The organism is Pseudoxanthomonas wuyuanensis, assembly GCF_900215535.1.
GTDB lineage: Bacteria > Pseudomonadota > Gammaproteobacteria > Xanthomonadales > Xanthomonadaceae > Pseudoxanthomonas_A > Pseudoxanthomonas_A wuyuanensis.
In genome coordinates this window covers 546,752-567,751 of sequence record NZ_OCND01000001.1, presented here as the reverse complement: position 1 = coordinate 567,751, position 21,000 = coordinate 546,752, and the positions used below count along the sequence as shown (strand labels likewise).

Annotated in this window: 20 protein-coding genes and 1 pseudogene; 14 read left to right on the top strand and 7 right to left on the bottom strand. The window is 65.9% G+C overall.

Annotated features, from left to right (window positions below):
• Nucleotides 1-49 precede the first annotated feature (49 nt).
• From CRO39_RS02540 to CRO39_RS02525, 4 genes are all read left to right on the top strand, one after another.
• Complete coding sequence (locus CRO39_RS02540) at nt 50-979, top strand: ArsR/SmtB family transcription factor (protein ID WP_097120283.1); 930 nt, start codon at nt 50-52, stop codon at nt 977-979.
• Between the two features lie 4 nt (nt 980-983).
• A complete protein-coding gene (locus CRO39_RS02535; protein WP_097120282.1) occupies nt 984-2,096 on the top strand; it encodes a homocysteine S-methyltransferase family protein in 1,113 nt (370 codons plus the stop codon).
• A gap of 95 nt (nt 2,097-2,191) precedes the next feature.
• On the top strand, nt 2,192-4,990 hold the full coding sequence (gene metH / locus CRO39_RS02530; protein WP_097120281.1) for a methionine synthase: 2,799 nt from the start codon (nt 2,192-2,194) through the stop codon (nt 4,988-4,990).
• The gene (locus CRO39_RS02525) at nt 4,987-6,186 is read left to right on the top strand and encodes an MFS transporter (protein ID WP_238394508.1); all 1,200 of its coding nucleotides are present in this window, start codon (nt 4,987-4,989) and stop codon (nt 6,184-6,186) included. The genes metH and CRO39_RS02525 overlap by 4 nt, the downstream gene beginning before the upstream one ends.
• 28 nt (nt 6,187-6,214) lie before the next feature.
• Here the strand turns inward: CRO39_RS02525 and CRO39_RS20800 are convergent, their stop codons facing one another.
• The 6 genes from CRO39_RS20800 to CRO39_RS02500 all read right to left on the bottom strand — a co-directional run bounded on the left by CRO39_RS20800 (nt 6,215) and on the right by CRO39_RS02500 (nt 10,978).
• On the bottom strand, nt 6,215-6,358 hold the full coding sequence (locus CRO39_RS20800) for a hypothetical protein (protein WP_162125663.1): 144 nt from the start codon (nt 6,356-6,358) through the stop codon (nt 6,215-6,217).
• A 442-nt stretch (nt 6,359-6,800) separates the two neighbouring features.
• On the bottom strand, nt 6,801-7,463 hold the full coding sequence (locus tag CRO39_RS02520) for a DUF2058 domain-containing protein (protein WP_097120280.1): 663 nt from the start codon (nt 7,461-7,463) through the stop codon (nt 6,801-6,803).
• Between the two features lie 57 nt (nt 7,464-7,520).
• Nucleotides 7,521-7,757: a SlyX family protein gene (locus CRO39_RS02515; protein ID WP_097120279.1), complete on the bottom strand. Its 237-nt coding sequence runs from the start codon at nt 7,755-7,757 to the stop codon at nt 7,521-7,523.
• The gene (locus CRO39_RS02510; RefSeq protein WP_097120278.1) at nt 7,747-9,099 is read right to left on the bottom strand and encodes a UDP-glucose dehydrogenase family protein; all 1,353 of its coding nucleotides are present in this window, start codon (nt 9,097-9,099) and stop codon (nt 7,747-7,749) included. Before CRO39_RS02510 ends, CRO39_RS02515 begins: the two co-directional genes overlap by 11 nt.
• Nucleotides 9,100-9,136: 37 nt before the next feature.
• Complete coding sequence (locus CRO39_RS02505; protein WP_097120277.1) at nt 9,137-10,072, bottom strand: FKBP-type peptidyl-prolyl cis-trans isomerase N-terminal domain-containing protein; 936 nt, start codon at nt 10,070-10,072, stop codon at nt 9,137-9,139.
• A 342-nt stretch (nt 10,073-10,414) separates the two neighbouring features.
• Complete coding sequence (locus CRO39_RS02500; protein ID WP_097120276.1) at nt 10,415-10,978, bottom strand: glutathione peroxidase; 564 nt, start codon at nt 10,976-10,978, stop codon at nt 10,415-10,417.
• A gap of 135 nt (nt 10,979-11,113) precedes the next feature.
• On the opposite strand from CRO39_RS02500, the gene CRO39_RS02495 reads away from it, so the two are divergent.
• The 6 genes from CRO39_RS02495 (at nt 11,114) to CRO39_RS02470 (ending at nt 15,082) form a co-directional block, all read left to right on the top strand.
• Complete coding sequence (locus CRO39_RS02495; RefSeq protein ID WP_097120275.1) at nt 11,114-11,371, top strand: hypothetical protein; 258 nt, start codon at nt 11,114-11,116, stop codon at nt 11,369-11,371.
• A 3-nt stretch (nt 11,372-11,374) separates the two neighbouring features.
• Entirely contained in the window at nt 11,375-11,737 is a 363-nt protein-coding gene (locus tag CRO39_RS02490; RefSeq protein ID WP_097120274.1) for a GntR family transcriptional regulator, read from the top strand.
• A 23-nt stretch (nt 11,738-11,760) separates the two neighbouring features.
• Nucleotides 11,761-12,627 carry an ABC transporter ATP-binding protein gene (locus CRO39_RS02485; protein ID WP_425479655.1) on the top strand — a complete coding sequence of 289 codons (867 nt, stop codon included), beginning with the start codon at nt 11,761-11,763 and terminating at the stop codon, nt 12,625-12,627.
• Nucleotides 12,624-13,613 carry an ABC transporter permease gene (locus CRO39_RS02480; RefSeq protein ID WP_097120272.1) on the top strand — a complete coding sequence of 330 codons (990 nt, stop codon included), beginning with the start codon at nt 12,624-12,626 and terminating at the stop codon, nt 13,611-13,613. The genes CRO39_RS02485 and CRO39_RS02480 overlap by 4 nt, the downstream gene beginning before the upstream one ends.
• 66 nt (nt 13,614-13,679) lie before the next feature.
• Nucleotides 13,680-14,504, top strand: coding sequence for a DUF4097 family beta strand repeat-containing protein (locus tag CRO39_RS02475; protein WP_097120271.1), 825 nt, complete (start codon nt 13,680-13,682; stop codon nt 14,502-14,504).
• Nucleotides 14,505-14,542: 38 nt separating this feature from the next.
• Complete coding sequence (locus tag CRO39_RS02470) at nt 14,543-15,082, top strand: YggN family protein (RefSeq protein ID WP_097120270.1); 540 nt, start codon at nt 14,543-14,545, stop codon at nt 15,080-15,082.
• 45 nt (nt 15,083-15,127) lie between these two features.
• Here CRO39_RS02470 and CRO39_RS02465 read toward each other — a convergent pair whose 3' ends face one another.
• Nucleotides 15,128-16,567, bottom strand: a complete 1,440-nt coding sequence (locus CRO39_RS02465; protein WP_097120269.1) for a class II fumarate hydratase — start codon at nt 16,565-16,567, stop codon at nt 15,128-15,130.
• 267 nt (nt 16,568-16,834) lie between these two features.
• On the opposite strand from CRO39_RS02465, the gene purB reads away from it, so the two are divergent.
• The 4 genes and pseudogenes from purB to CRO39_RS02445 form a co-directional block, all read left to right on the top strand.
• Nucleotides 16,835-18,205, top strand: a complete 1,371-nt coding sequence (purB, locus tag CRO39_RS02460; RefSeq protein ID WP_097120268.1) for an adenylosuccinate lyase — start codon at nt 16,835-16,837, stop codon at nt 18,203-18,205.
• 105 nt (nt 18,206-18,310) lie between these two features.
• Entirely contained in the window at nt 18,311-18,712 is a 402-nt protein-coding gene (locus tag CRO39_RS02455; RefSeq protein WP_097120267.1) for a VOC family protein, read from the top strand.
• A gap of 188 nt (nt 18,713-18,900) precedes the next feature.
• Nucleotides 18,901-19,827, top strand: coding sequence for a subclass B3 metallo-beta-lactamase (bla, locus tag CRO39_RS02450; RefSeq protein WP_162125662.1), 927 nt, complete (start codon nt 18,901-18,903; stop codon nt 19,825-19,827).
• Nucleotides 19,824-20,996 (top strand): annotated as a pseudogene (locus tag CRO39_RS02445) (ribosomal protein uL16 3-hydroxylase); the annotation flags it as partial. The gene bla and the pseudogene CRO39_RS02445, both read left to right, overlap by 4 nt.
• Nucleotides 20,997-21,000: the final 4 nt, after the last annotated feature.

Here is a 21,000-nt window from a genome sequence, read left to right as displayed (position 1 = left end):
GGCGGACACTGGTCGGACAATATCTTTATATCGCGATAGGAAGATATTTATGGACCTGGAAGCCTGGTCGACCCGGCTGAAAGTCTTTGCCGACGCCACCCGCGTGCGCCTGCTGGCGTTACTGGCGCGCGAGGAGCTGACCGTGGCCGAGTTGTCGGCGATCACCCAGCTGGCCCAACCGCGCGTGTCCACCCACCTGGCCAAATTGAAGGAAGCCGGCCTGGTGCGCGACCGCCGCGCCGGCGTTTCGGCCTACTACCGCTTCGACGAGGAACAGCTGGACGCCGCCCAGCGCGAACTGTGGCGGGCGCTGAAGGAAGGCAGCGACGATCCGTTGCTGCGCCAGGATGCCGAACGCGTCCCTGCGGTGCTGGCCAGCCGCGCGCTTGACCAGAACTGGGCCGATTCGGTGGCCGGCGACATGGAACGCCACTACTCGCCAGGCCGCACCTGGGAAGCGCTGGCGCGGACCGCCCTGCCGCTGCTGGAAACCGGCGACGTGCTGGATATCGCCTCCGGTGACGGCGTGCTGGCCGAACTGCTGTCGCCGCATGCCAAGCGCTATGTCTGCGTCGACACCAGCGCCCGCGTCGTCGCCGCGGCCGGCGAACGGCTGCGCCGCTTCCCCAACGTGGAAGTGCGCGAAGGCGACATGCATGCGCTGCCGTTCAAGGACAACAGCTTCGATCTGGTGGTGCTGATGCACGCGTTGACCTACGCCGGCAAACCGGCGCAGGCGGTGGCCGAGGCCGCCCGCGTACTGCGCCGCGGCGGCCGGCTGCTGCTGAGCAGCCTGGCCCGGCACGAGCATCGCGCGGTGGTCGAAGCCTACGGCCACGTCAACCTCGGCTTCACCGACAAGGAACTGCGCCGGTTCGCCGAAAAAGCCGGCCTGGTCATCGCAAAGGCCGAAACCGTGACACGCGAACGCCGGCCGCCGCATTTCGAAGTCATTTCCCTGACCGCCAGCAAGCCCTGAGCCTATGAACACGCTGCCCTGGTTGAATCCCGTCCGCACCGAAGCCCTGCTCGCCGCGCTGCGCGAGCGCATCCTGATCATCGACGGCGCGATGGGCACGATGATCCAGCGCCACCGGCTGGAGGAAGCCGACTACCGCGGCGAACGTTTCGCCGATGGCTGCGACAGCCAGTTGCCGGCCGACAAGCACGCGCATGGCCCCCACTGCGATCACGACCTGAAAGGCAACAACGATCTGCTGTTGCTGACCAAGCCGGAAGTGATTGCCGGCGTGCATACGGAATATCTGCAAGCCGGCGCGGATCTGATCGAAACCAACACCTTCAACGCCACCTGGATCAGCCAGGCCGACTACCGCCTGGAACACCTGGTCTACGAGCTCAACAGGGAAGGCGCCCGGATAGCCCGCGCCTGTTGCGATGAGGCGGAAGCCGCGGATGCCGCCGCAGGCAGGCCCGACAAACCGCGCTTCGTCATCGGCGTGCTGGGCCCGACCAGCCGCACCGCCTCCATCAGCCCCGACGTCAACGACCCGGGCTTCCGCAATACCAGTTTCGACGAGCTGCGCCAGGCCTATCGCGAAGCCACCGAGGGCCTGATCGACGGCGGCGCCGACACGCTGATGGTCGAGACCATCTTCGACACCCTCAACGCCAAGGCGGCGCTGTACGCCATCGAGGAGGCGTTCGAGGCGCGCGGCGGGCGCCTGCCGGTGATGATTTCCGGCACGATTACCGATGCCTCCGGACGCACGCTGTCCGGGCAGACCGCCGAAGCCTTCTACGCCTCTGTCTCGCATGGCCGGCCGCTGTCGATCGGCCTGAACTGCGCACTGGGCGCCAAGGATCTGCGCGAGCATGTGGAAACGCTGGCGGCGGTCTCGACAGATGCCTATGTCAGCGCCCACCCCAATGCCGGCCTGCCCAACGCGTTCGGCGAGTACGACGAGACGCCGGAAGAAATGGCCGCCACGCTGAAGGAATTCGCGCAATCAGGCCTGCTCAACCTCGTCGGCGGTTGCTGCGGCACCACCCCGGCGCACATCAAGGCCATCGCCGAGGCAGTACGCGGCATCCCGCCACGGGAGCTGCCGCGGGCGCTGGACCAGGCTGCGTGAATAGCTGAGGAGCGAGTGGAAAGGAGTGAGAAGCGAGTGAGCGCTTGCTTTTACTCACTCCTCTCCGCTCACTTCTCGAACCCGAGAATCCACCGATGACGACCGCTCCTTCCACCACTCCCCGCCCCACCCGCCTCTCCGGCCTCGAACCGCTGGTCATCACACCCCAGCTGCTGTTCGTCAATGTGGGTGAGCGCACCAACGTCACCGGCAGCGCGCAGTTCCGCAAGCTGATCAAGGAAGAACGCTACGAGGAGGCCGTGGAGGTCGCGCGCCAGCAGGTCGCCAACGGCGCGCAGATCCTCGACGTCAACATGGATGAGGGGTTGATCGATTCGGAAAAGGCGATGGTGCGTTTTCTCAACCTGATCATGTCCGAGCCCGACATCGCCCGCATCCCGGTGATGGTGGACTCGTCCAAGTGGAGCGTCATCGAGGCCGGCCTGCAGTGCCTGCAGGGCAAGAGCGTGGTCAATTCGATCTCGCTGAAGGAAGGCGAGGCGGCCTTCGTCGAGCACGCCCGCAAGGTGCTGCGCTACGGCGCCGCCGCGGTGGTGATGGCCTTCGACGAGGACGGCCAGGCCGATACCTGCGCGCGCAAGGTGGAGATCTGCACGCGCGCCTACCGCATCCTGACCGAAGACGTGGGCTTCCCGCCGGAAGACATCATCTTCGATCCCAACATCTTCGCCGTGGCCACCGGCATCGAGGAACACGACAACTACGCGGTGGACTTCATCGAAGCCACCCGCATCATCAAGCAGACTCTGCCGCATTGCCACGTCTCCGGCGGCGTGTCGAACGTGTCGTTTTCGTTCCGCGGCAACGAGCCGGTGCGCCAGGCCATCCACTCGGTGTTCCTGTACCACGCCATCAGGGCCGGCATGGACATGGGCATCGTCAATGCCGGCGCCATGCCGATCTATGACGACCTGGATCCGGAGCTGCGCGAACGCGTGGAGGATGTGATCCTCAACCGGCGCAAGGACTCGACCGAGCGGCTGCTGGAAATCGCCGAACGCTACAAGGGAAAGAAGGGCCAGGCCCAGGTCGAGGATCTGACCTGGCGCGACAAGCCGGTACGGGCGCGGCTGGCGCATGCGCTGGTGCACGGCATCGATCAGTACGTGGAAACCGATACCGAGGAAGCGCGCCAGCAGTCGACGCGGCCGCTGGATGTCATCGAAGGCCCGCTGATGGACGGCATGAACGTGGTCGGCGACCTGTTCGGCGCCGGCAAGATGTTCCTGCCGCAGGTGGTCAAGTCGGCGCGGGTGATGAAGAAGGCCGTCGCCTATCTGCTGCCTTTCATCGAAGCCGAGAAACTGCGCACCGGCGACGTCGGCAAGTCCAACGGCAAGATCGTGATGGCCACGGTCAAGGGCGATGTGCACGACATCGGCAAGAACATCGTCGGCGTGGTGCTGGCCTGCAACAACTTCGACGTGGTGGATCTGGGCGTGATGGTGCCTACGCAGAAGATCCTGGATGCCGCCCGCGCCGAGAACGCCGATCTGATCGGTTTGTCCGGCCTGATCACGCCATCGCTGGAGGAGATGACCCACGTTGCGCGCGAAATGCAGCGCCAGGGCTTCACCATTCCGCTGCTGATAGGCGGCGCCACAACCTCGCGCGCGCATACCGCATTGAAGATCGATCCGCACTACCAGGCGCCGACGGTGTGGGTGAAGGACGCTTCGCGCGCGGTCGGCGTGGCGCAGTCGCTGATCAGCATCGACATGAAGCAGCGCTTTGTCGCCGCCAACGATGCCGACTACGCGGAGATCCGCGAACGCCACCGCAACCGCGGCGACGCCAAGCGGCTGGTATCGCTGGAGAAGGCGCGCGGACAGAAGTTCGACGGCGGCTGGGCAGATTACACGCCGCCGGCACCGAACAAGCCCGGTGTCACCGTGTTCGACGACTACCCGTTGGCCGAACTGGTCGACTACATCGACTGGACACCGTTTTTCCAGGCCTGGGAACTGGCCGGCAAATACCCGGCCATCCTGACCGACGAGGTGGTCGGCAGCCAGGCCAGCGAGCTGTACCGCGACGCCCGCGCGATGCTGGACCGTATCGTCAACGAGAAATGGCTGACGGCCAAGGCGGTGTTCGGTATCTGGGCGGCGAATAGCGTTGGGGACGATGTGGAGGTCGTGCTAGCGGGGTCCCCGGGACCGGGGACCGGGGACCGGGAAGAAGCGACAGCGTCCTCCGGTAGCGATGCAGCACCCGGCTTTTCCGGGTCCCCGGTCCCGGGTCCCCGGTCCCGGCTTCTCCTGCATTTCCTGCGCCAACAAGTCGACAAGCCTGTCGAACGACCGGATTTCTGCCTGGCCGATTTCATCGCGCCGAAGGACTCAGGCAAGCAGGACTGGATTGGCGCCTTCGCGGTCACCGCCGGCATCGGCATCGACGAGCATGTCGCCCGCTTCGAGGCCGATCACGACGACTACAACGCGATCCTGCTCAAGGCGCTGGCCGACCGCCTGGCCGAGGCGCTGGCCGAGCGCCTGCACCAGCGCGTGCGCAAGGAATTCTGGGGCTTTGCCGCGGACGAGTCGTTGGACAACGAGGCGTTGATTGCCGAAAAGTACCGCGGCATCCGCCCGGCTCCGGGCTATCCGGCCTGTCCGGAACATAGCGAAAAGGCGACGCTGTTCCGTCTGCTCGATGCCGGCCGCAATGCCCGGATGAGCCTGACCGAAAGCTTCGCGATGCTGCCGACCGCCGCGGTATCCGGCTACTACTTCAGCCATCCGCAGAGCCAGTACTTCGTGGTCGGCCGCGTGTCCAAGGAGCAGGCCGCCGACTACGCCCGGCGCAAGGGTGTGGATCTGGTGCAAGCCGAGCGTTGGCTGGCGTCCAACCTGGACTACGATCCGGAGTGAGCGGGACCGGCGCCAACCCAGCGGAAAACGCAGCCCGGGCCATTCCGCACATCCCGCTGTCCAGCTTCTACCTGGCCTACTACGCCGCGCTGGGCGCGTTCACGCCGTACTGGAGCCTGTATCTGCAGTCGCGCGGCACGGACGTGGCGGCCATCAGCGTGTTGATGAGCCTGTGGTACGCCACCCGCATCGTCGCGCCCAGCACCTGGACCACGCTGGCCGCGCATTCGTCAGCGCCGATCCGCTGGCTGCGCGCCGGCTGCGCGTTGACGCTGCTCAGTTTCACCGCGTTCCTGCTGCCGCTGGATTTCGCCGGCCTGTTTGCCGTGATGTGTGCGTTCTGCTTTGCCTACAACGCGGTGATGCCGCAGTTCGAGGCGATCACGATGTCGCACCTGGGCGAACGCAGCGATCGCTATGGACGCATCCGGGTATGGGGATCGATCGGATTCATCATGGTGGTGGCCGGATACGGCGTGCTGATCGATCGCTTCGGCGTGGCCACCCTGCCCTGGCTGATGCTGCCCCTGCTGGCAGGCCTGCTGCTGTCCTCGTTCTGCAACCGCTATGCGCACCTGCCCGAGGACAGCGCCGACGCGCAGCCGATAGCTTTCCGCACCCGGCTCAAACACCCGCAGGTCATCGCCTTCTTCGCGGCCGCGTTCCTGGCCCAGATCTCGTTCGGGCCGTACTACACGTTCTTTTCCATCTATCTGGCCGAACACGGCTACTCGGCGTCCATGCTGGGCATGTACTGGACCGTCGGCGTTCTGGCCGAGATCGCGGTGTTCTTCCTGGCCAGTCGCATCTTCCGGCGCTGGGACGCCGGCAAGGTACTGACGTTCGCGCTGCTGAGCGCTGCGCTGCGCTGGACGGCAACCGCGTTGTGGCCGGAACAGATGGCGGTGATGCTGCTGGCCCAGCTGACCCATGCGATCAACTTCGGCGCCTTCTTCGCCGCGGTAATGCAATTGCTGGCGAGATTCTTCCCCGGGCGCATGAACGGGCACGGGCAAGGAGTTTTCTATGGCCTGTCCTCGGGCGTCGGTGGCGTCGCCGGCGCACTGATCGCCGGTCAGCTGTGGCGGTTCGGCGGCCAGGCAGCATTCCTGGCAGCGGCCGGCTTCGCGCTGCTGGGCGCAGCCATCGCCTGGTACTGGTTGACCCGGCACCCGCAGGCCGGGCATCGCTTCTGACCCTGCCGCCGCGGACAGCGGCTCGGCGTCATTCTAACGCGGTTCCCGACAACCGCCTTTGCAGATGGTCGCGGATCGCAGCCGCGCATTGCGCAGCCGCGGTCTGGAAGATGAAATGCGGCGCTTCGATGCGGTTTTCCTTGTAGGAGCGATGTAAGTCGCGATGAAGCATTATCGGTAACGCTTCATCGCGACTTACATCGCTCCTACCGAAGACGCGACTTCGGCTGTTTTTTCCCAAACGCCGACAATCCACCCAGAAGCCGGTGGTCACAGCGGTGCGGGACCGTACGCGGCACGGACGCCCCGTACGCGGCCACATGGGTGAGGCAAGCGCTTGCGAAGCGGGCATTTGCTGCGCTTCCCGCATCGTCGTGGCCACCGGCTTCCACGTGGACATGCCCCCACTTCAAAGAACAACCAGAATTCCCGGCCGACAGCTGTGGCAACGACCTTTCGGCCAGCCAGTCGTAACCGCGGAAGCTGTCCGCGGGGTAGTCGAGAACCTGGATATCGAAGTCGGCGCCCAGCGCTTCAGCCAAACGCCGGTACAACAGACCGCTGCCATCCAGCCCGGGCAGCAGGCATAGCGTCAGCCGCCGCGCCGGCACCGGCTACCAGACCAGATCGTCAGGCACCTGATACTGCGGATCGGCATAAGGGTCCTCTTCCGCCGGCGCATCGGGATCGACCTTCAGGGCGATGCTGGGCGCAAATGCCGCTTCGGCCTGCGCCAGGGTTTCCGCCGTCACCAGCAGATAGCGGCCATTCTGCTGCACCACGCCCAGTTCGCCGGCGTTAAGCGCCTTGAGCTGGGTTTCGTTGACATAGATGCGCTTGATCTTGCCGCCATAGGGAAAATGCCGGGCAATCTCGGCATCGGGATCGTTCAGCGCCTTGTCCTTCAACAGCGCTTCCAGCTTTGCCTTGGCTTCGCGGCGCTGCCGCGCCTCTTCCTGCTTCAGGCGTTCGGCCTCGATGCGCTCTTCTTTTTCCTTCTGCGCGCGGATGGCGTAGGCCTTGGCCAGGTCGATCTCTTCGCGCGTGCGTGCGGGCCGGTTGCCGCCGGCCTTGTGTGGAGAATGCGGCTTGCCGCTGCCGCCGCCCGGTTTGCGCGAATCCTGCCTGCGCCCGGAGCCGTTTTCCTGGTTCCGCCCGGGTCTGCCGCCCGGCTTGTGGCCAGGCGTGGGCCCGCTTTTCCGCTCGGGCTGGCGTTCGGGCTTCGGGGCCGGCTTGAAGCCAAGACCGAGGAGTTGATCGCGTAGGGAATCGCTCATGCTTGCTTTCGTGAAATGGAAGCCGTTGCGCCGGATATCCGGCGCGGCCCCAGCGTATCAATAATGCGGCGGCGGCGGTTCTTCGCCCGGATCCGCGTACAGCTCGGTGCGGACCTTGCGCAGATCCGACAGCATGTGCCGCAGCAGCTCGGCGTTGCGGCTGCCTTCGGCGCGCGCGTCGGCCAGCGCTTCGCTGAGCTCGGCCAGCGCGTGTTCCTGGAACGCCAGCCGGGTCTCCAGTTCCACCAGCCGTTGCTCCAGTGCCCTGTCCGACAGCGGCAAATCACCCTGCATGCAGCGAACGTCCCCTGCCGATACCGTAATAGGCGATGCCCGCCGCCTCGACTTCCGATGGCTCGTAGAGATTGCGGCCGTCGAAGACCACCGCGTCCTTCAGCGCGGATTTCAGCTGGCCGAAATCCGGACTGCGGAACTGCTTCCACTCGGTCACCACCGCCAATGCGTCCGCGCCCTGCACGGCCGTCGTGGCCGAATCGCAGAAGATCAGGTCATCCCGTTCCCCGAAGATGCGCCGCGCCTCCTCGCCCGCCTCGGGGTCGTAGGCGCGCACGCGGGCGCCGGCTTCCCACAGCTGCGCCAGCAGGCGGCGGCTGGAGGCTTCGCGCATGTCGTCGGTGTTGGGCTTGAACGCCAAGCCCCAGACCGCAAAGGTCTTGCCGCGCACGCCTTCGTCCTCGCCCAGGTCGTAATGGCGCTGGATCAGCTCGAACAGATGGCCCTTCTGCGCATCGTTGACCGCCTCGACGGCGTTGAGCAGGCGCGCTTCGTAGCGGTACTGGTGGGCGGTGCGGGCCAGCGCCTGCACGTCCTTGGGAAAGCAGGAGCCGCCGTAACCGGCGCCGGGATAGATGAAGTGCCAACCGATGCGCGGGTCCGAGCCGATGCCGTGGCGGACGTGCTCGATGTCGGCGCCGACCCGCTCGGCGATGTTGGCGATCTCGTTCATGAAACTGATCTTGGTCGCCAGCATCGCGTTTGCCGCGTACTTGGTCAGCTCGGCCGAACGCACATCCATCGCCACGATGCGTTCGTGGTTGCGGTTGAACGGCGCGTACAGGCGGCGCAGTTTCTCCACCGCCTCGGGATTGTCCGAGCCGATCACGATGCGGTCCGGGCGCATGCAGTCGTTGACCGCATCGCCTTCCTTCAGGAACTCGGGATTGGACACCACATCGAACGCTATCGCGGCGCCGCGCGCCTCCAGTTCGCCTGCGATCGCGGCCTTGACCTTGTCGGCGGTACCCACCGGAACCGTCGACTTTCCCACCACCACTGTCGGCCGCTGGATGTGGCGGCCGATGGTGCGGGCCACCGCCAGCACGTACTGCAGATCCGCGCTGCCGTCTTCGTCCGGCGGCGTGCCCACCGCTATGAACACGATCTCGCCATGGCCGATGGCCTGGGCGGCGTCGGTAGTGAAACGCAATCTGCCGGCGGCATGGTTGGCCTTGACCATCGCTTCCAGGCCGGGCTCATAAATCGGAATCACGCCGCGGTTCAGGCCATCGACCTTGGCCTGGTCGATGTCGACGCAGAAAACATCATGGCCTACTTCGGCCAGGCAGGTACCAGTGACAAGACCGACATAGCCGGTCCCGAATATCGCAACTCGCATCCAGACAGCTCCTGAAGACTTGGGGGAGTAGGAACTACTACTGCAGGATACCCATCAATTCGACATCAAAGGTCAACGTGGCGTCAGGACCGATCACGCCGCCCGGCGCGCCATTGGGGCCGTACGCCAGTTCCGACGGAATCCAGAACCGGTACTTGGCACCGACCGGCATCAGCGACACACCTTCGGTCCAGCCCGGAATGACCTGGTTCAGGCCGAACTCGGCGGGTTGGCCGCGATCGTAGGAACTGTCGAACTTGGTGCCGTTCAACAGCGTGCCCACGTAGTTGACGCGCACCCGGCTGCTGGGCAGCGGACGCGCGCCATTGCCTTCGCGCAGCACCATGTACTGCAACCCGGTCGGGGTGGTGATGACGCCCTTCCTGGTTTTGTTCTCGGCCAGGAAGCTGATGCCCTCGGCGCGGTTCTTGGCGCCGGCCTGACCTTGCTGCCGGGTCATGAACGCCTGCATCTCGGCCTGCGCCTGCTCCACCGTCAGCAATGGCGTGCCGGTCTTGCCCAACGCCGTACGCATGGCCTGCATCAGCACCGCCACGTCGATGTCGTCCTTCATCGGCGCCAGCGCCTGGCCCACGACGAATCCGCCCAGCATCAGGCCGACCTTGCTTTTATCGACCGGAGGCGGCGTGCTGCCGGGCGGCATGCCCGGAATCGGCTGGCCCTGGCTGGCGGCGATATTGACCCGCAGCGCCTGGTCGGTCTGGCGGGCTTCGTCTTCCGAGATCAGCGGCTGTCCGCCACTGAACGCGTTCTTCAGCGCCTTCTCGAATGCGGCCAGATCGATGAACGGACCGACCGGTTCGAACGAGCTGGCCACGTCCACGCCAACCGCATAACTGACCTTGTCGCGCTCGCTTACCAGCGCGGTTTTTTCCTGTGCAGACAAACTGCCTCCCAGCATTGACATCGTGATTGCCACCAAAGCGGCAATGCCGCTGACCGACCGCTTCATCCAGAACTCCTCAAACCCGTGCCATGAACGCCATGGCAGCAAACCGTTATTGTGGCATATGCGCGCAACCGCCTAGAGGGTGTTATGAACTTTGGGGTGAATGCGAAGGCCGCTGTTGCGGTGTCAGGCAAGGCGCACGCTGCGGGGCAGGCTGGCCGCCTGGCCAAGGCGGGCAACGCCGCATGGCGCCGCAACAGCGGCCTTCCCGAAGGGTTGCCCGCCAGCGTCGCCGCAGCCGCGTTGCCCGGCTGGCCTTGGGCACCACACCCAAGGTCGGCGCCGGCCGCCTTGCTGCAGCGGCGCTGGCGGGCAACGCATCTCATCCCAAAGTCCATAACACCTCTATCTAGCCGGCTTCTCTTTCTTCAGCTCACGCTCGATGGCCGCGATCAGCTGAGGATCGTCGGGCTTGACCTTGCTGGGAAAGTTGGCCACCACGCGGCCATCGCGCGCAATCAGGTACTTGTGGAAGTTCCAGCCGGGAGCCACGCCAGTGGCCTGCGCCAGCGAACGGTACAGCGGTGTGGCCTGCGGCCCCTTGACCTGCACCTTTTCGAACATCGGGAACTTGACCCCGTAGGTCAGCGTGCAGAATTCCTGGATCTCCTCTTCGCTGCCGGGCTCCTGCCCCATGAAATCGTTGGACGGGAATCCGAGCACATTGAAACCCTGCCCGCCGTATCTCTGTTGCAGCGCTTCCAGGCCCTCGTACTGCGGGGTGAACCCGCATTTGCTGGCGGTGTTGACCACCAGCAGGACCTGGCCCGCATAGGTCTGCTTCAGGTTGACCGGCTCTTTTCCGGCCAGCGGACGGTAGCTGAGGTCCAGCAGATCGCTTGCCAGGGCGCTGGCCGAGACCAGAAGGAACGCAGATAAACCGATACTTTTCAATAACTTGATGTTCATCGCCAGAACTCCATCAGGGCTGGGGACAGTATGCCTTTAGTTGGGTGGCAAAAACCTGCCGGATGACTTGACCTTGCGTGTATCGGTGTTATAGTTACATACAACACCACTCACCCAGTTGACAGGGGGGACGCCATGAACCACAAGCTCACCTATCCATTGTCCGTGACCGGCGCCGGTCTTGCGCTGCTGGCCATGGGCCTGCTGAACGGAGGCGCCCGGCCCGGACTGTTGCCGGATGCCGGCATGGACGACCCGCTGTCCGGAGCGCTCAAGGCGGAACTGCTGACGCCCGAAAGCGAAACTGCCGGCAAGCCCAAGCCGCGCCGCGCACGCGCCTCGCTGTCGATGCCCTACTTCTCTTTTGCGCAGTCGCTGCGTCCGCGGAGCTGAAACATGACCTCCATCCAGTGGAGCGACGGCGCTCCCATCTACCGCCAGCTGAAGGATCGCGTGATCGCGATGATGCTGGACGGATTGTTGAAGCCGGGCGACGCGCTGCCCTCGGTGCGCCAGGTGGCCGCCGAGTACCAGCTGAATCCGATCACGGTATCGCGCGCCTATCAGGAACTGGCCGACGAAGCGCTGGTGGAGAAGCGCCGCGGACTGGGGATGTTCGTGACCGAGGAAGCGTCCAAGAAGCTGCTGGGCAGCGAGCGCGAGCGCTTCCTGCACGAGGAATGGCCGGCGGTGGCCGAGCGCATCGAACGCCTGGGCCTGTCGCTGGAAGAATTGTTGCAATCCAAGGGGAAGAAATGATGAGCGCCGCGATTTCCGACGGAATGGCACCTGACACGGTGGTTTCCGCCCACGGCCTGCGCAAGGCCTACAAGAACAAGCTTGCGTTGAACGACACCAGCTTCGATATCGAAGCCGGCAGGATCATCGGCCTGATCGGGCCCAACGGCGCCGGCAAGACCACGGCGTTGAAGGCCATCCTGGGGCTGATCCCCTTCGAGGGCCAGCTGAAGGTGCTGGGCCTGGACCCGCGCAAGCAGCGCGATGAGCTGATGAACGATGTCTGCTTCATCGCCGACGTGGCCGTGCTGCCGCGCTGGATGCGGGTGAAGGAGGCCATCGACTTCGTCGCCGGGGTCCACCCGCGCTTCGACCGCGCCAAGTGCGAGCGTTTCATCGCCAACACCCAGCTCAAGCCCAACCTGCGCGTGCGCGAGATGTCCAAGGGCATGATCGTGCAGTTGCATCTGGCGCTGGTGATGGCCATCGACGCCAAGCTGCTGGTGCTGGACGAACCCACCCTGGGCCTGGACATCCTGTACCGCAAGCAGTTCTACCAGCGCCTGCTGGAAGACTACTTCGACGAACAGAAGACCATCATCGTCACCACCCATCAGGTGGAGGAAATCGAGCACATCCTGACCGATGTGATGTTCATCCGCGACGGCAGGATAGTGCTGGCTTCGCCGATGGAGGAAGTCGCCGAACGCTATACCGAAGCCCTGGTTTCGGCGGACAAGGTGGAACAGGCGCGCGCATTGAAGCCCATCGACGAACGCGGCCTGCCGTTCGGCAAGACCGTGCTGCTGTTCGATGGCGCATCGCGCGAGCAACTGGCGCTGCTGGGCGAAACCCGTACCCCCGGACTGGCCGATCTGTTCGTCGCCATCATGAAAGGAACCTACGCATGAACGCTGTGACGACCGCACACGCCTCCAAAGGCACTGCCTTCAAGTGGCTGCTGAAGCGCGAGTTCTGGGAAAACCGCGGCGGCTTCTTCTGGGCGCCGGTGGTAACCGGCGCCATCGTCAGCGCGTTGACGCTCATCGCCTCGATCATCGGCGTGGTCAAGGTCAAGAGCAACGCGGATTTCGACATCAACATCGGCGACGATGCGGTCGAGTACGCCCGCCAGATTGGCGCCGTCGGCGACGGCATCCTGATGGGCGGACTGGGACTGACCCAGATCGTGCTGGCCTTCGTGGTGTTCTTCTACGCGCTGGGCACGCTCTACGACGACCGCCGCGATCGCAGCGTGCTGTTCTGGAAATCGCTGCCGGTTTCCGACACCCAGATGGTGCTGTCCAAGGCAACCTGGGCGCTGTTGCTGGCCCCGGTGCTGTCGATCGTCATCGGCATGCTGGTCGGACTGGTGCTGTGGATCATCACCGCCGGCTCGATGGCGGTGATGGGTGTGCCCGGCGGGCTGTCCATGTTCACCCACTCGCATCCGCTGACGGTCATCGGCAACGCGCTGTCGACCATCCCGCTGTATCTGTTCTGGGCCCTGCCGGCGGTTGGCTGGCTGATGTTCTGCTCGGCCTGGGCACGCAGCAAGCCGTTCCTGTGGGCGGTGCTGATTCCGGTGCTGGCCTGCGTGATGGTGAGCATGCTGGGCATCCTGGGCATCAAGATTCCCTATGCCGGCTTGTGGTACACGGTGGTCTATCGCGGCCTGCTCAGCGTGCTGCCGGGCGCCTGGTCGCCGCGCAGCCTGCAGACCGGCAGCGAACTGGCGCAGACGCAGGTGGAATCGCCCGCCGATCTGATCCGGATGCTGAACCTGGGCAACAACTGGCACATCTTCGGAACCGCCGACCTATGGATTGGCGCCGTGGCCGGCATCGCCCTGATCGCCGGAGCCATCTATCTGCGCCGCTGGCGCGAGAGCGACTGATTCCCGCGCCACGCCGGGACTATCGACCCTCTCGCAGCTTCAGCCTTTTACCTGGAGAACCCAGTAATGCATAAATTCCTGATCGCCGCCCTGCTGTCGCTGCCAGCCACCGCACTGGCTGGCGAAAACTGCAAGCATTCCCAACCCCGCGATCTCCAGCTCGAACTGGCCGGCGTGAAGGCCGTGGTGTTCGAGATCGGTCCCCACGAGCTGAAGGTGGATTCCCGTCCCGGCGCCAGCGCCGCCGTCCATGGACGCGCCTGTGCCTCGGAAGCCGGCAGCCTGGAGCAACTGAAGCTGACCCAGCAGAAGGTAGGCGACAAACTGCTGGTCCGGGCCGCGCGTGACGACCAGTCCTATGGTCTCTTCTTTGGCCGCAATTACGCCTACATGGAATTGAGCGCCAGCCTGCCAGACGACATGCCGGTGCAGCTGAAGGTCGGTTCCGGCGATGCCGAGGTCACCGGCGCGCCGGTGCTAAGCGTCGATGTCGGATCCGGCGACGTCCTTGCCCGCGGCATCCGCGGACTGGCGGCAGCGTCTGTCGGTTCGGGCGATATCAATTTTGAAGACGTCGGTTCGTTGCAGGTGTTTTCCATCGGCTCCGGCGACGTGGGGGCCAGGCAGGTCCGCGGCGACGCCAAGGTGGGCAGCATCGGCTCGGGCGACTTCGAACTGGACCGCGCCGATGGCGACGTCGAAATCGGCTCCATCGGATCCGGCGATGCCGACCTGCGCAACATCGCCGGCAGCGTGAGCGTCGGTTCGGTCGGCTCCGGCAGCGTCGATGCGCGCGATGTCGGCGGCGATTTCACCGTGCGCTCAAGCGGCAGCGGTTCGCTGAAGCATTCCAATGTCTCGGGCCGGGTGGATCTGCCGCGCAAGCGCTGATTCATTCGTACATCCCGTTTCCAACAAGGACTCCCGCCATGCCGATACGACATACCGCCCTGCTCGCCTTGCTGTCCGTCATGGCGCTGGCCGCCTGCAAACCCGACACCGGCACGGTCGGCGAAAAAGTCAGCGCCGGCCTTCGCGGCAAGGACATCACCCTCAGCGCGACCGGTATGCCCAAGGCGAAAATCACCGCCGATGGTGAACTGGTCATCGGCGGCGACAAGGTCGACACCAACGCCGAACAGCGCGCATTGCTGCTGGCCTACCGCAAGGAGATGGAGGGGATCGCGCAGCAGGGCGCCGAAATCGGCATACAGGGCGCGGCGCTGGGCGGCAAGGCGGCGAAAGAGGCGATCAAGGGCGTTCTCAGCGGCAATCCCGATGCCGGTCGCGAAAAGATCGAAGCCGAATCGCAAAAGCTGCAACAGGAAGCGCTGAAGATCTGCGACCGGGTGGCGGCACTGAAAACAGCGCAGGACGCAGTGGCCGCCGCGCTGCCGGAATTCCAGCCTTACGCCAACATCAGCGACGACGAAGCCAGGAACTGCCGCATCGACAGTACCGGCGATTGATGACAGCGGCGGGCGCGACGAGAACCAGCTTGGCGTCGCGTCGATTCACCCGCCGCCGCCGCCCGGTTTGCCGTGGATGCCGCCCCTGGCCAGCACGGCCGGGTCCAGCAGCGGCCTGAGCGTGGTTTCCGCCAGCCCGGTCACTTCCATCGCCACTTCCAGCACTGGCCGGTTCTGCCGGTAGGCCTGCTTGGCGATGGCGGCGCCCTTTTCGTAGCCGATCGCCGGGTTGAGCGCGGTGACCAGGATCGGGTTGCGATCCAGCGCCTCGCGCACGCGGTCCTCGCGCACCTTGAGCCCGGCGATGGCCGAGTCGGCCAGCAGTCGCGAGACATTGGCCAGCAGCGCGATCGAATCCAGCAGGTTCACCGCGATCAGCGGCAGGGCGACGTTGAGCTGGAAGTTGCCGGTCTGCCCGGCAATGGTGACCGCGGTATGGTGGCCCATCACCTGCGCGCAGGCCATCACCGTGGCCTCGGGAATCACCGGATTGACCTTGCCCGGCATGATCGAACTGCCCGGCTGCAGCGCGGGCAGCTCAATCTCGCCAAGGCCCGCCAGCGGGCCGGAGTTCATCCAGCGCAGGTCGTTGGCGATCTTGATCAGCGCCACCGCCAGGGCGTTGAGCTGGCCGGACAGCTCGACGGCGTCGTCCTGCGCGGCCAGGCCTTCGAACTTGTTCCCGGCGCTCTCGAACTTGCACCCGGTCAGCGCCGATAGCGCCTTGGCGCCTTTTGCGCCGAAGCGCGGGTCGGCGTTGATGCCCGAACCGATGGCGGTGCCGCCCAGCGGCAGGCGGCGCAGGCGCTTCAGCGTATCGGCGAAACGCTGTTCTGCCGAGGCCAGTTGCGCGGACCAGGCCGAGAACTCCTGTCCGAAAGTCAGCGGCATCGCGTCCATCAGATGGGTGCGGCCGGTCTTGACCACCTTCGCCAACGCCTTGCCGCGACGGTCGATGGTCTTGCGCAGGTGCGCCAGCGCCGGCAGCAGGTCTTCGACGACCGCCAGTTGCGCCGACACCCGGATGGCGGTCGGAATCACGTCGTTGGAGCTCTGGCCCAGATTGACGTGGTCGTTGGGATGCACCGCCGCACCCTTCCGGCGCTTGCCGGCAGCATGCGAGGCGAGCGCGGCAATCACCTCGTTGGCGTTCATGTTGGAAGAGGTGCCGGAGCCGGTCTGGTACACATCGACCGGGAACTGGCCATCATGGCGGCCCTGGGCGACCTCAAGCGCAGCGGCGCGCACCGCCCGGGCAATGCCTTTGGGCAGCAAGCCCAGTTCGGCGTTGACCTCGGCGGCGGCGGCCTTGACCAGGCCCAGCGCGCGGATGAAGCCGCGCGGCATCGGCCTGCCGGATACCGGGAAGTTCTGCACGGCGCGTTGGGTCTGCGCGCCCCAGAGGGCGGCCGCGGGCACCTGCAACTCGCCCATGCTGTCGCGCTCGGTACGATAGGCGCGTCCGCGCTGCTGCTTCTCGGCCATGGTTGCGCTCCGTTCTTGCGGAAACTCCAGATCTTACGCCGATGGTCGGGCATGAGCGGCGCAGACGTGCCCCAGGTGGCGCAACAGGCCGTGAATCCATCCATTGGAGTTTTTTTCGGCGACATCCGTGTTGCCGAAAGTCGCGCCTCCCGGTGCCGGTCTGCCTGGATCCGCATTCCGTCGTTCCGAAAAGCCGCTTCGCTCCGGCCCATCCCCCAGCCAACCCCGGTAGAATTGCGGTTTGCCCTCTCCCGCCTCCGAACCCGCATGTCCGTGGAAACCCAACTGCTCGCCCTCTCCCCGCTCGATGGCCGCTACGCCGGCAAGGTCGATGCGCTGCGCCCCATCTTTTCCGAATACGGGCTGATCAAAGCGCGGGTCACGGTGGAGGTGGAATGGCTGCTGGCGCTGGCCGCCGAACCAGGCATCGCCGAGCTGGCACCATTCTCGGCCGCCGCCGCGGCACGCCTGCGCGCGCTGGCTTCGGACTTCTCGGTCGCCAATGCCGCGCGGGTCAAGGAAATCGAACGCACCACCAACCACGACGTCAAGGCGGTCGAGTACTTCATCAAGGAACAGCTGAAGCACGATGCCGAACTGGGGCCGGCGCTGGAATTCGTCCATTTCGCCTGCACCAGCGAAGACATCAACAACCTGAGCTACGGGCTGATGCTGGAACAGGCGCGGCGCGAAGTGCTGTTGCCGGCGCTGGATGGTGTCGCCGCCACGCTGCGCGACCTGGCCCACGCCCAGGCGGCGCAGCCGATGCTGTCGCGCACGCATGGCCAGACCGCCTCGCCGACCACGCTGGGCAAGGAAATCGCCAACGTCGTCGCCCGCCTGGAGCGCCAGCGCAGACAGATCGCCGCGGTCGAGCTGACCGGCAAGATCAATGGCGCGGTCGGCAACTACAACGCCCATGTCGCCAGCTATCCGGACGTGGACTGGCCGGCCTTCGCGCAGCGCTTCGTCGAGAGCCTGGGCCTAGTGTTCAACCCCTACACCACCCAGATCGAACCGCACGACAACATCGCCGAGATAGGCGATGCCGCCCGCCGCGCCAACATCATCCTGATCGACCTGGCGCGCGATGTCTGGGGTTACATCTCGCTGGGCTACTTCAGGCAGAGGCTGAAGGAAGGCGAAGTGGGCTCGTCGACGATGCCGCACAAGGTCAACCCCATCGATTTCGAGAACGCCGAGGGCAACTTCGGCCTGGCCAATGCGCTGTTCGAGCACTTCAGCGCCAAGCTGCCGATCAGCCGCTGGCAGCGCGACCTGACCGACTCCACCGTGCTGCGCGCGCTCGGCACCGCCTTCGGCCATACCCAGGTTGCGCTGGATTCGCTGGCCAAGGGCCTGGGCAAGCTGACCGTGGCGCCGGAGCGGCTGGATGCCGACCTGGACGCGGCCTGGGAAGTGCTGGCCGAAGCCGTGCAGACCGTCATGCGCCGCCACGGCCTGCCCAACCCGTACGAGCAGCTCAAGGCACTGACCCGCGGCCAGGGCATCACCGCCGATTCCATGCGCGGCTTCATCGAATCGCTGGATCTGCCGGCCGATGCCAAGCAACGCCTGATCGCGATGACGCCGGGCAGCTACACCGGGCTGGCCGAACGCTTGGCGCGCGGCATCTGACCGAGCGGCGGAGCGCCGGCCTTTGTCGGCGGGAGGACTTCGGAAAGGCCTCGGAGAAGATTCAGCCGGGCAAGCTCGGCGCCATCCGGCAAAAGGACGGTGAACATGCAGTTGCTGATCAACATCGATGTCCCCGACCTGGCGGCTGCCGAAGCGCTGTATACGCAGGCATTCGATCTGACTGCCGGCCACCGCTTCGGTGCCGGCGGCGTGGAACTGCTGGGCTTGCAGGCGCCCATCTATCTGCTGCAGAACGCGGCCGGCAGCGTGGCCGCCGCGGACGCGCGCCGCGGCTATGGCCGACACTGGACGCCGATCCATCTGGATGTGGCCGTGGAGCGGCTGGAACCTGCCCTCGAGCGCGCCCTGCAGGCCGGCATGCGGCAGGAAACCGAACTCCGCGAAGCGAACTGGGGCCGCATCGTGCGCCTGGCCGACCCGTTCGGCCACGGCTGGTGCCTGTTGCAGTTCGTGGGCCGCGGCTACGATGAAATCACGACGAACTGAAAAGGATCTGCATGCGTTCGCTGGACACAACAGGCCGTTCCTCCCGCCATTCCGGCGGCTTTCAACAGCCGAACGGCTGGTCAAGCGGGAACCCGGCGGCTTCCGGTGAGGAACGCGCAAAGGCACCGGGTCCCGGCCTGCGCCGGGATGGCCGCGCCGGGTGTTCTTTGAGGCTTCCGGTGCGCGCCATGCGGGCCGCCCTGTTTGCGGGCTTCACGCTCGCCACACTGGCGTCCTGCAGCACCGCACCATCGACTGCACCGGCTCCGACGACGGCCGACGCCACGCCCAAGCCCTGCGCCGCCAATGCCGGCTGGAACGACCCCGCCGTACCGCAGCGCATCCACGGCGATAGCTGGTACGTCGGCACCTGCGGCATCAGCGCGCTGCTGATCGCCTCGCCCGAGGGGCATATCGTGATCGACGGCGCCACACCGGAGGGCGGTGCGCAGATCCTCGCCAACATCCGCACGCTGGGTTTCAAGCCGGAGGACGTGCGCGCCATCGTGTTCTCGCACGAACACTTCGATCACGCCGGCGGCCTGGCCGAACTGCAACGCGCGAGCGGCGCGCCGGTGCTGTCGCGCGCAGCCGCCGTGGCCACGCTCCAGCGCGGCGCCAGCGATCGCAGCGACCCGCAGTTGCTCGAGCTGCAACCCTTCGCCGCGGTCGCCAACGTGCGGACCATCGCCGATGACGAAGTGGTCAGGATCGGGACGCTGGCGCTGCAGGCGCTCGCCACGCCGGGCCACACGCCTGGCGGCACCAGTTGGACCTGGCGCTCGTGCGAAGACGGCGACTGCCGCCAGATCGTCTACGCCGACAGCCTGACCGCCATCTCCGACAACGAATACCGCTACAGCGACGAGGCCGCGCATCCGGGCTACGTCGCCGCCTTCCGCCAGAGCCTGGCGCGCGTCGCCGGACTGCCCTGCGACATCCTGATCACGCCGCATCCGTCGGCCAGCCGGCTCTGGTCGCGCCTGGGCGCCGGCGCCAGCGAACCGTTGGCGAACACCGGCGCCTGCCGCGCCTACAGCGAAGCGGCCAGCAGGCGGTTGGACGCGCGCTTGGCCGAAGAAGCTGCCGCCCCTGCCGAAAAGACCGCGCCATGATCGAAGTCCACGCCACCGCCAAGCATTTCCTCGGCATGCCCGCCGCGCGTTTCCTGCGCGAGTACTGGCAGAAGAAGCCGCTGCTGATCCGCAATGCCTTCCCCGATTTCGTCTCGCCGATAGAACCGGAGGATCTGGCCGGGCTGGCCTGCGAGGAAGCGGCGCTGTCGCGCATCGTGGTGCACGACCGCCAGCAGGACCGGTGGACGCTGCGCAGCGGGCCATTCCAGGAAGAGGAATTCCCCGGCATGCCCGACCACGACTGGACCCTGCTGGTGCAGGACGTGGACAAATGGGACGCCGACGTGCGCGAATTGCTGCGCCACTTCGGTTTCCTGCCGCGCTGGCGGCTGGACGACATCATGGTGTCGTTCGCCGCCACCGGCGGGTCGGTCGGCGCGCATGTGGACCAGTACGACGTGTTCCTGCTGCAGGCGCAGGGCCAGCGCCGCTGGCAGATCGATGCCGGCCCCAATCCCCCCACCGCGTTCCGCGATGATGCCGAACTGAAGCTGCTGCGCCAGTTCACCCCGACCCACGACTGGGTGCTGGAGCCGGGCGACATGCTGTACCTGCCGCCGGGCATGCCGCACCACGGGGTGGCGGTCAACCCGTGCCTGACCTTTTCCTTCGGCATGCGCGCGCCCTCCTCGGCCGAGTTGATCGGCGACTACCTGGACACCCTGGTCGCCGACGCCGACGAGGCCATCCGCTACCACGACGAGGATCTGGCGCCGCCGAAGGACCCCAACGAGATCGACGCCGCGGCGATGGCGCGCGTGGTCGAAGCGCTCAACGCGCTGCGCATGAACGATCCCGACAGGCTGGGCGACTGGTTCGGCCGTTTCATCACCACCTATCGCGCTTCCGGCGAAGTGATGCCGGCACCGGAAAGCCGCTCTCGCATCGAGGTCGAATGGGATCTCGGCCAGGGTGCCGTGCTGCAGCGGCACCCGTTTTCGCGGCTGGCCTGGCGCCGGCGCAAGCGCGGCGCCAGCCTGTTCTGCAACGGCGACGACTACGCCCTGCCGGTCGCCGACGCGCAGCGCATTGCCGCGGCCGAAACGCTGGATGGCGCCGCCTACGCGGCGCTTTCCGACGGCGGCCGCGACGCCGTCATCGCACTGATGACCCAGGGCCATTACCAGTTGCTGCTGGGCGACGAGGACTGAG

Bases quoted from the DNA above. Each gene is read 5' to 3' on its own strand.
- CRO39_RS02540 (WP_097120283.1), top strand. From the start codon at position 50: ATGGACCTGGAAGCCTGGTCGACCCGGCTGAAAGTCTTTGCCGACGCC.
- CRO39_RS02535 (WP_097120282.1), top strand. From the start codon at position 984: ATGAACACGCTGCCCTGGTTGAATCCCGTCCGCACCGAAGCCCTGCTC.
- metH (WP_097120281.1), top strand. From the start codon at position 2,192: ATGACGACCGCTCCTTCCACCACTCCCCGCCCCACCCGCCTCTCCGGC.
- CRO39_RS20800 (WP_162125663.1), bottom strand. From the start codon at position 6,358: ATGCTTCATCGCGACTTACATCGCTCCTACAAGGAAAACCGCATCGAA.
- CRO39_RS02520 (WP_097120280.1), bottom strand. From the start codon at position 7,463: ATGAGCGATTCCCTACGCGATCAACTCCTCGGTCTTGGCTTCAAGCCG.
- CRO39_RS02515 (WP_097120279.1), bottom strand. From the start codon at position 7,757: ATGCAGGGTGATTTGCCGCTGTCGGACAGGGCACTGGAGCAACGGCTG.
- CRO39_RS02510 (WP_097120278.1), bottom strand. From the start codon at position 9,099: ATGCGAGTTGCGATATTCGGGACCGGCTATGTCGGTCTTGTCACTGGT.
- CRO39_RS02505 (WP_097120277.1), bottom strand. From the start codon at position 10,072: ATGAAGCGGTCGGTCAGCGGCATTGCCGCTTTGGTGGCAATCACGATG.
- CRO39_RS02500 (WP_097120276.1), bottom strand. From the start codon at position 10,978: ATGAACATCAAGTTATTGAAAAGTATCGGTTTATCTGCGTTCCTTCTG.
- CRO39_RS02495 (WP_097120275.1), top strand. From the start codon at position 11,114: ATGAACCACAAGCTCACCTATCCATTGTCCGTGACCGGCGCCGGTCTT.
- CRO39_RS02490 (WP_097120274.1), top strand. From the start codon at position 11,375: ATGACCTCCATCCAGTGGAGCGACGGCGCTCCCATCTACCGCCAGCTG.
- CRO39_RS02485 (WP_425479655.1), top strand. From the start codon at position 11,761: ATGGCACCTGACACGGTGGTTTCCGCCCACGGCCTGCGCAAGGCCTAC.
- CRO39_RS02480 (WP_097120272.1), top strand. From the start codon at position 12,624: ATGAACGCTGTGACGACCGCACACGCCTCCAAAGGCACTGCCTTCAAG.
- CRO39_RS02475 (WP_097120271.1), top strand. From the start codon at position 13,680: ATGCATAAATTCCTGATCGCCGCCCTGCTGTCGCTGCCAGCCACCGCA.
- CRO39_RS02470 (WP_097120270.1), top strand. From the start codon at position 14,543: ATGCCGATACGACATACCGCCCTGCTCGCCTTGCTGTCCGTCATGGCG.
- CRO39_RS02465 (WP_097120269.1), bottom strand. From the start codon at position 16,567: ATGGCCGAGAAGCAGCAGCGCGGACGCGCCTATCGTACCGAGCGCGAC.
- purB (WP_097120268.1), top strand. From the start codon at position 16,835: ATGTCCGTGGAAACCCAACTGCTCGCCCTCTCCCCGCTCGATGGCCGC.
- CRO39_RS02455 (WP_097120267.1), top strand. From the start codon at position 18,311: ATGCAGTTGCTGATCAACATCGATGTCCCCGACCTGGCGGCTGCCGAA.
- bla (WP_162125662.1), top strand. From the start codon at position 18,901: ATGCGGGCCGCCCTGTTTGCGGGCTTCACGCTCGCCACACTGGCGTCC.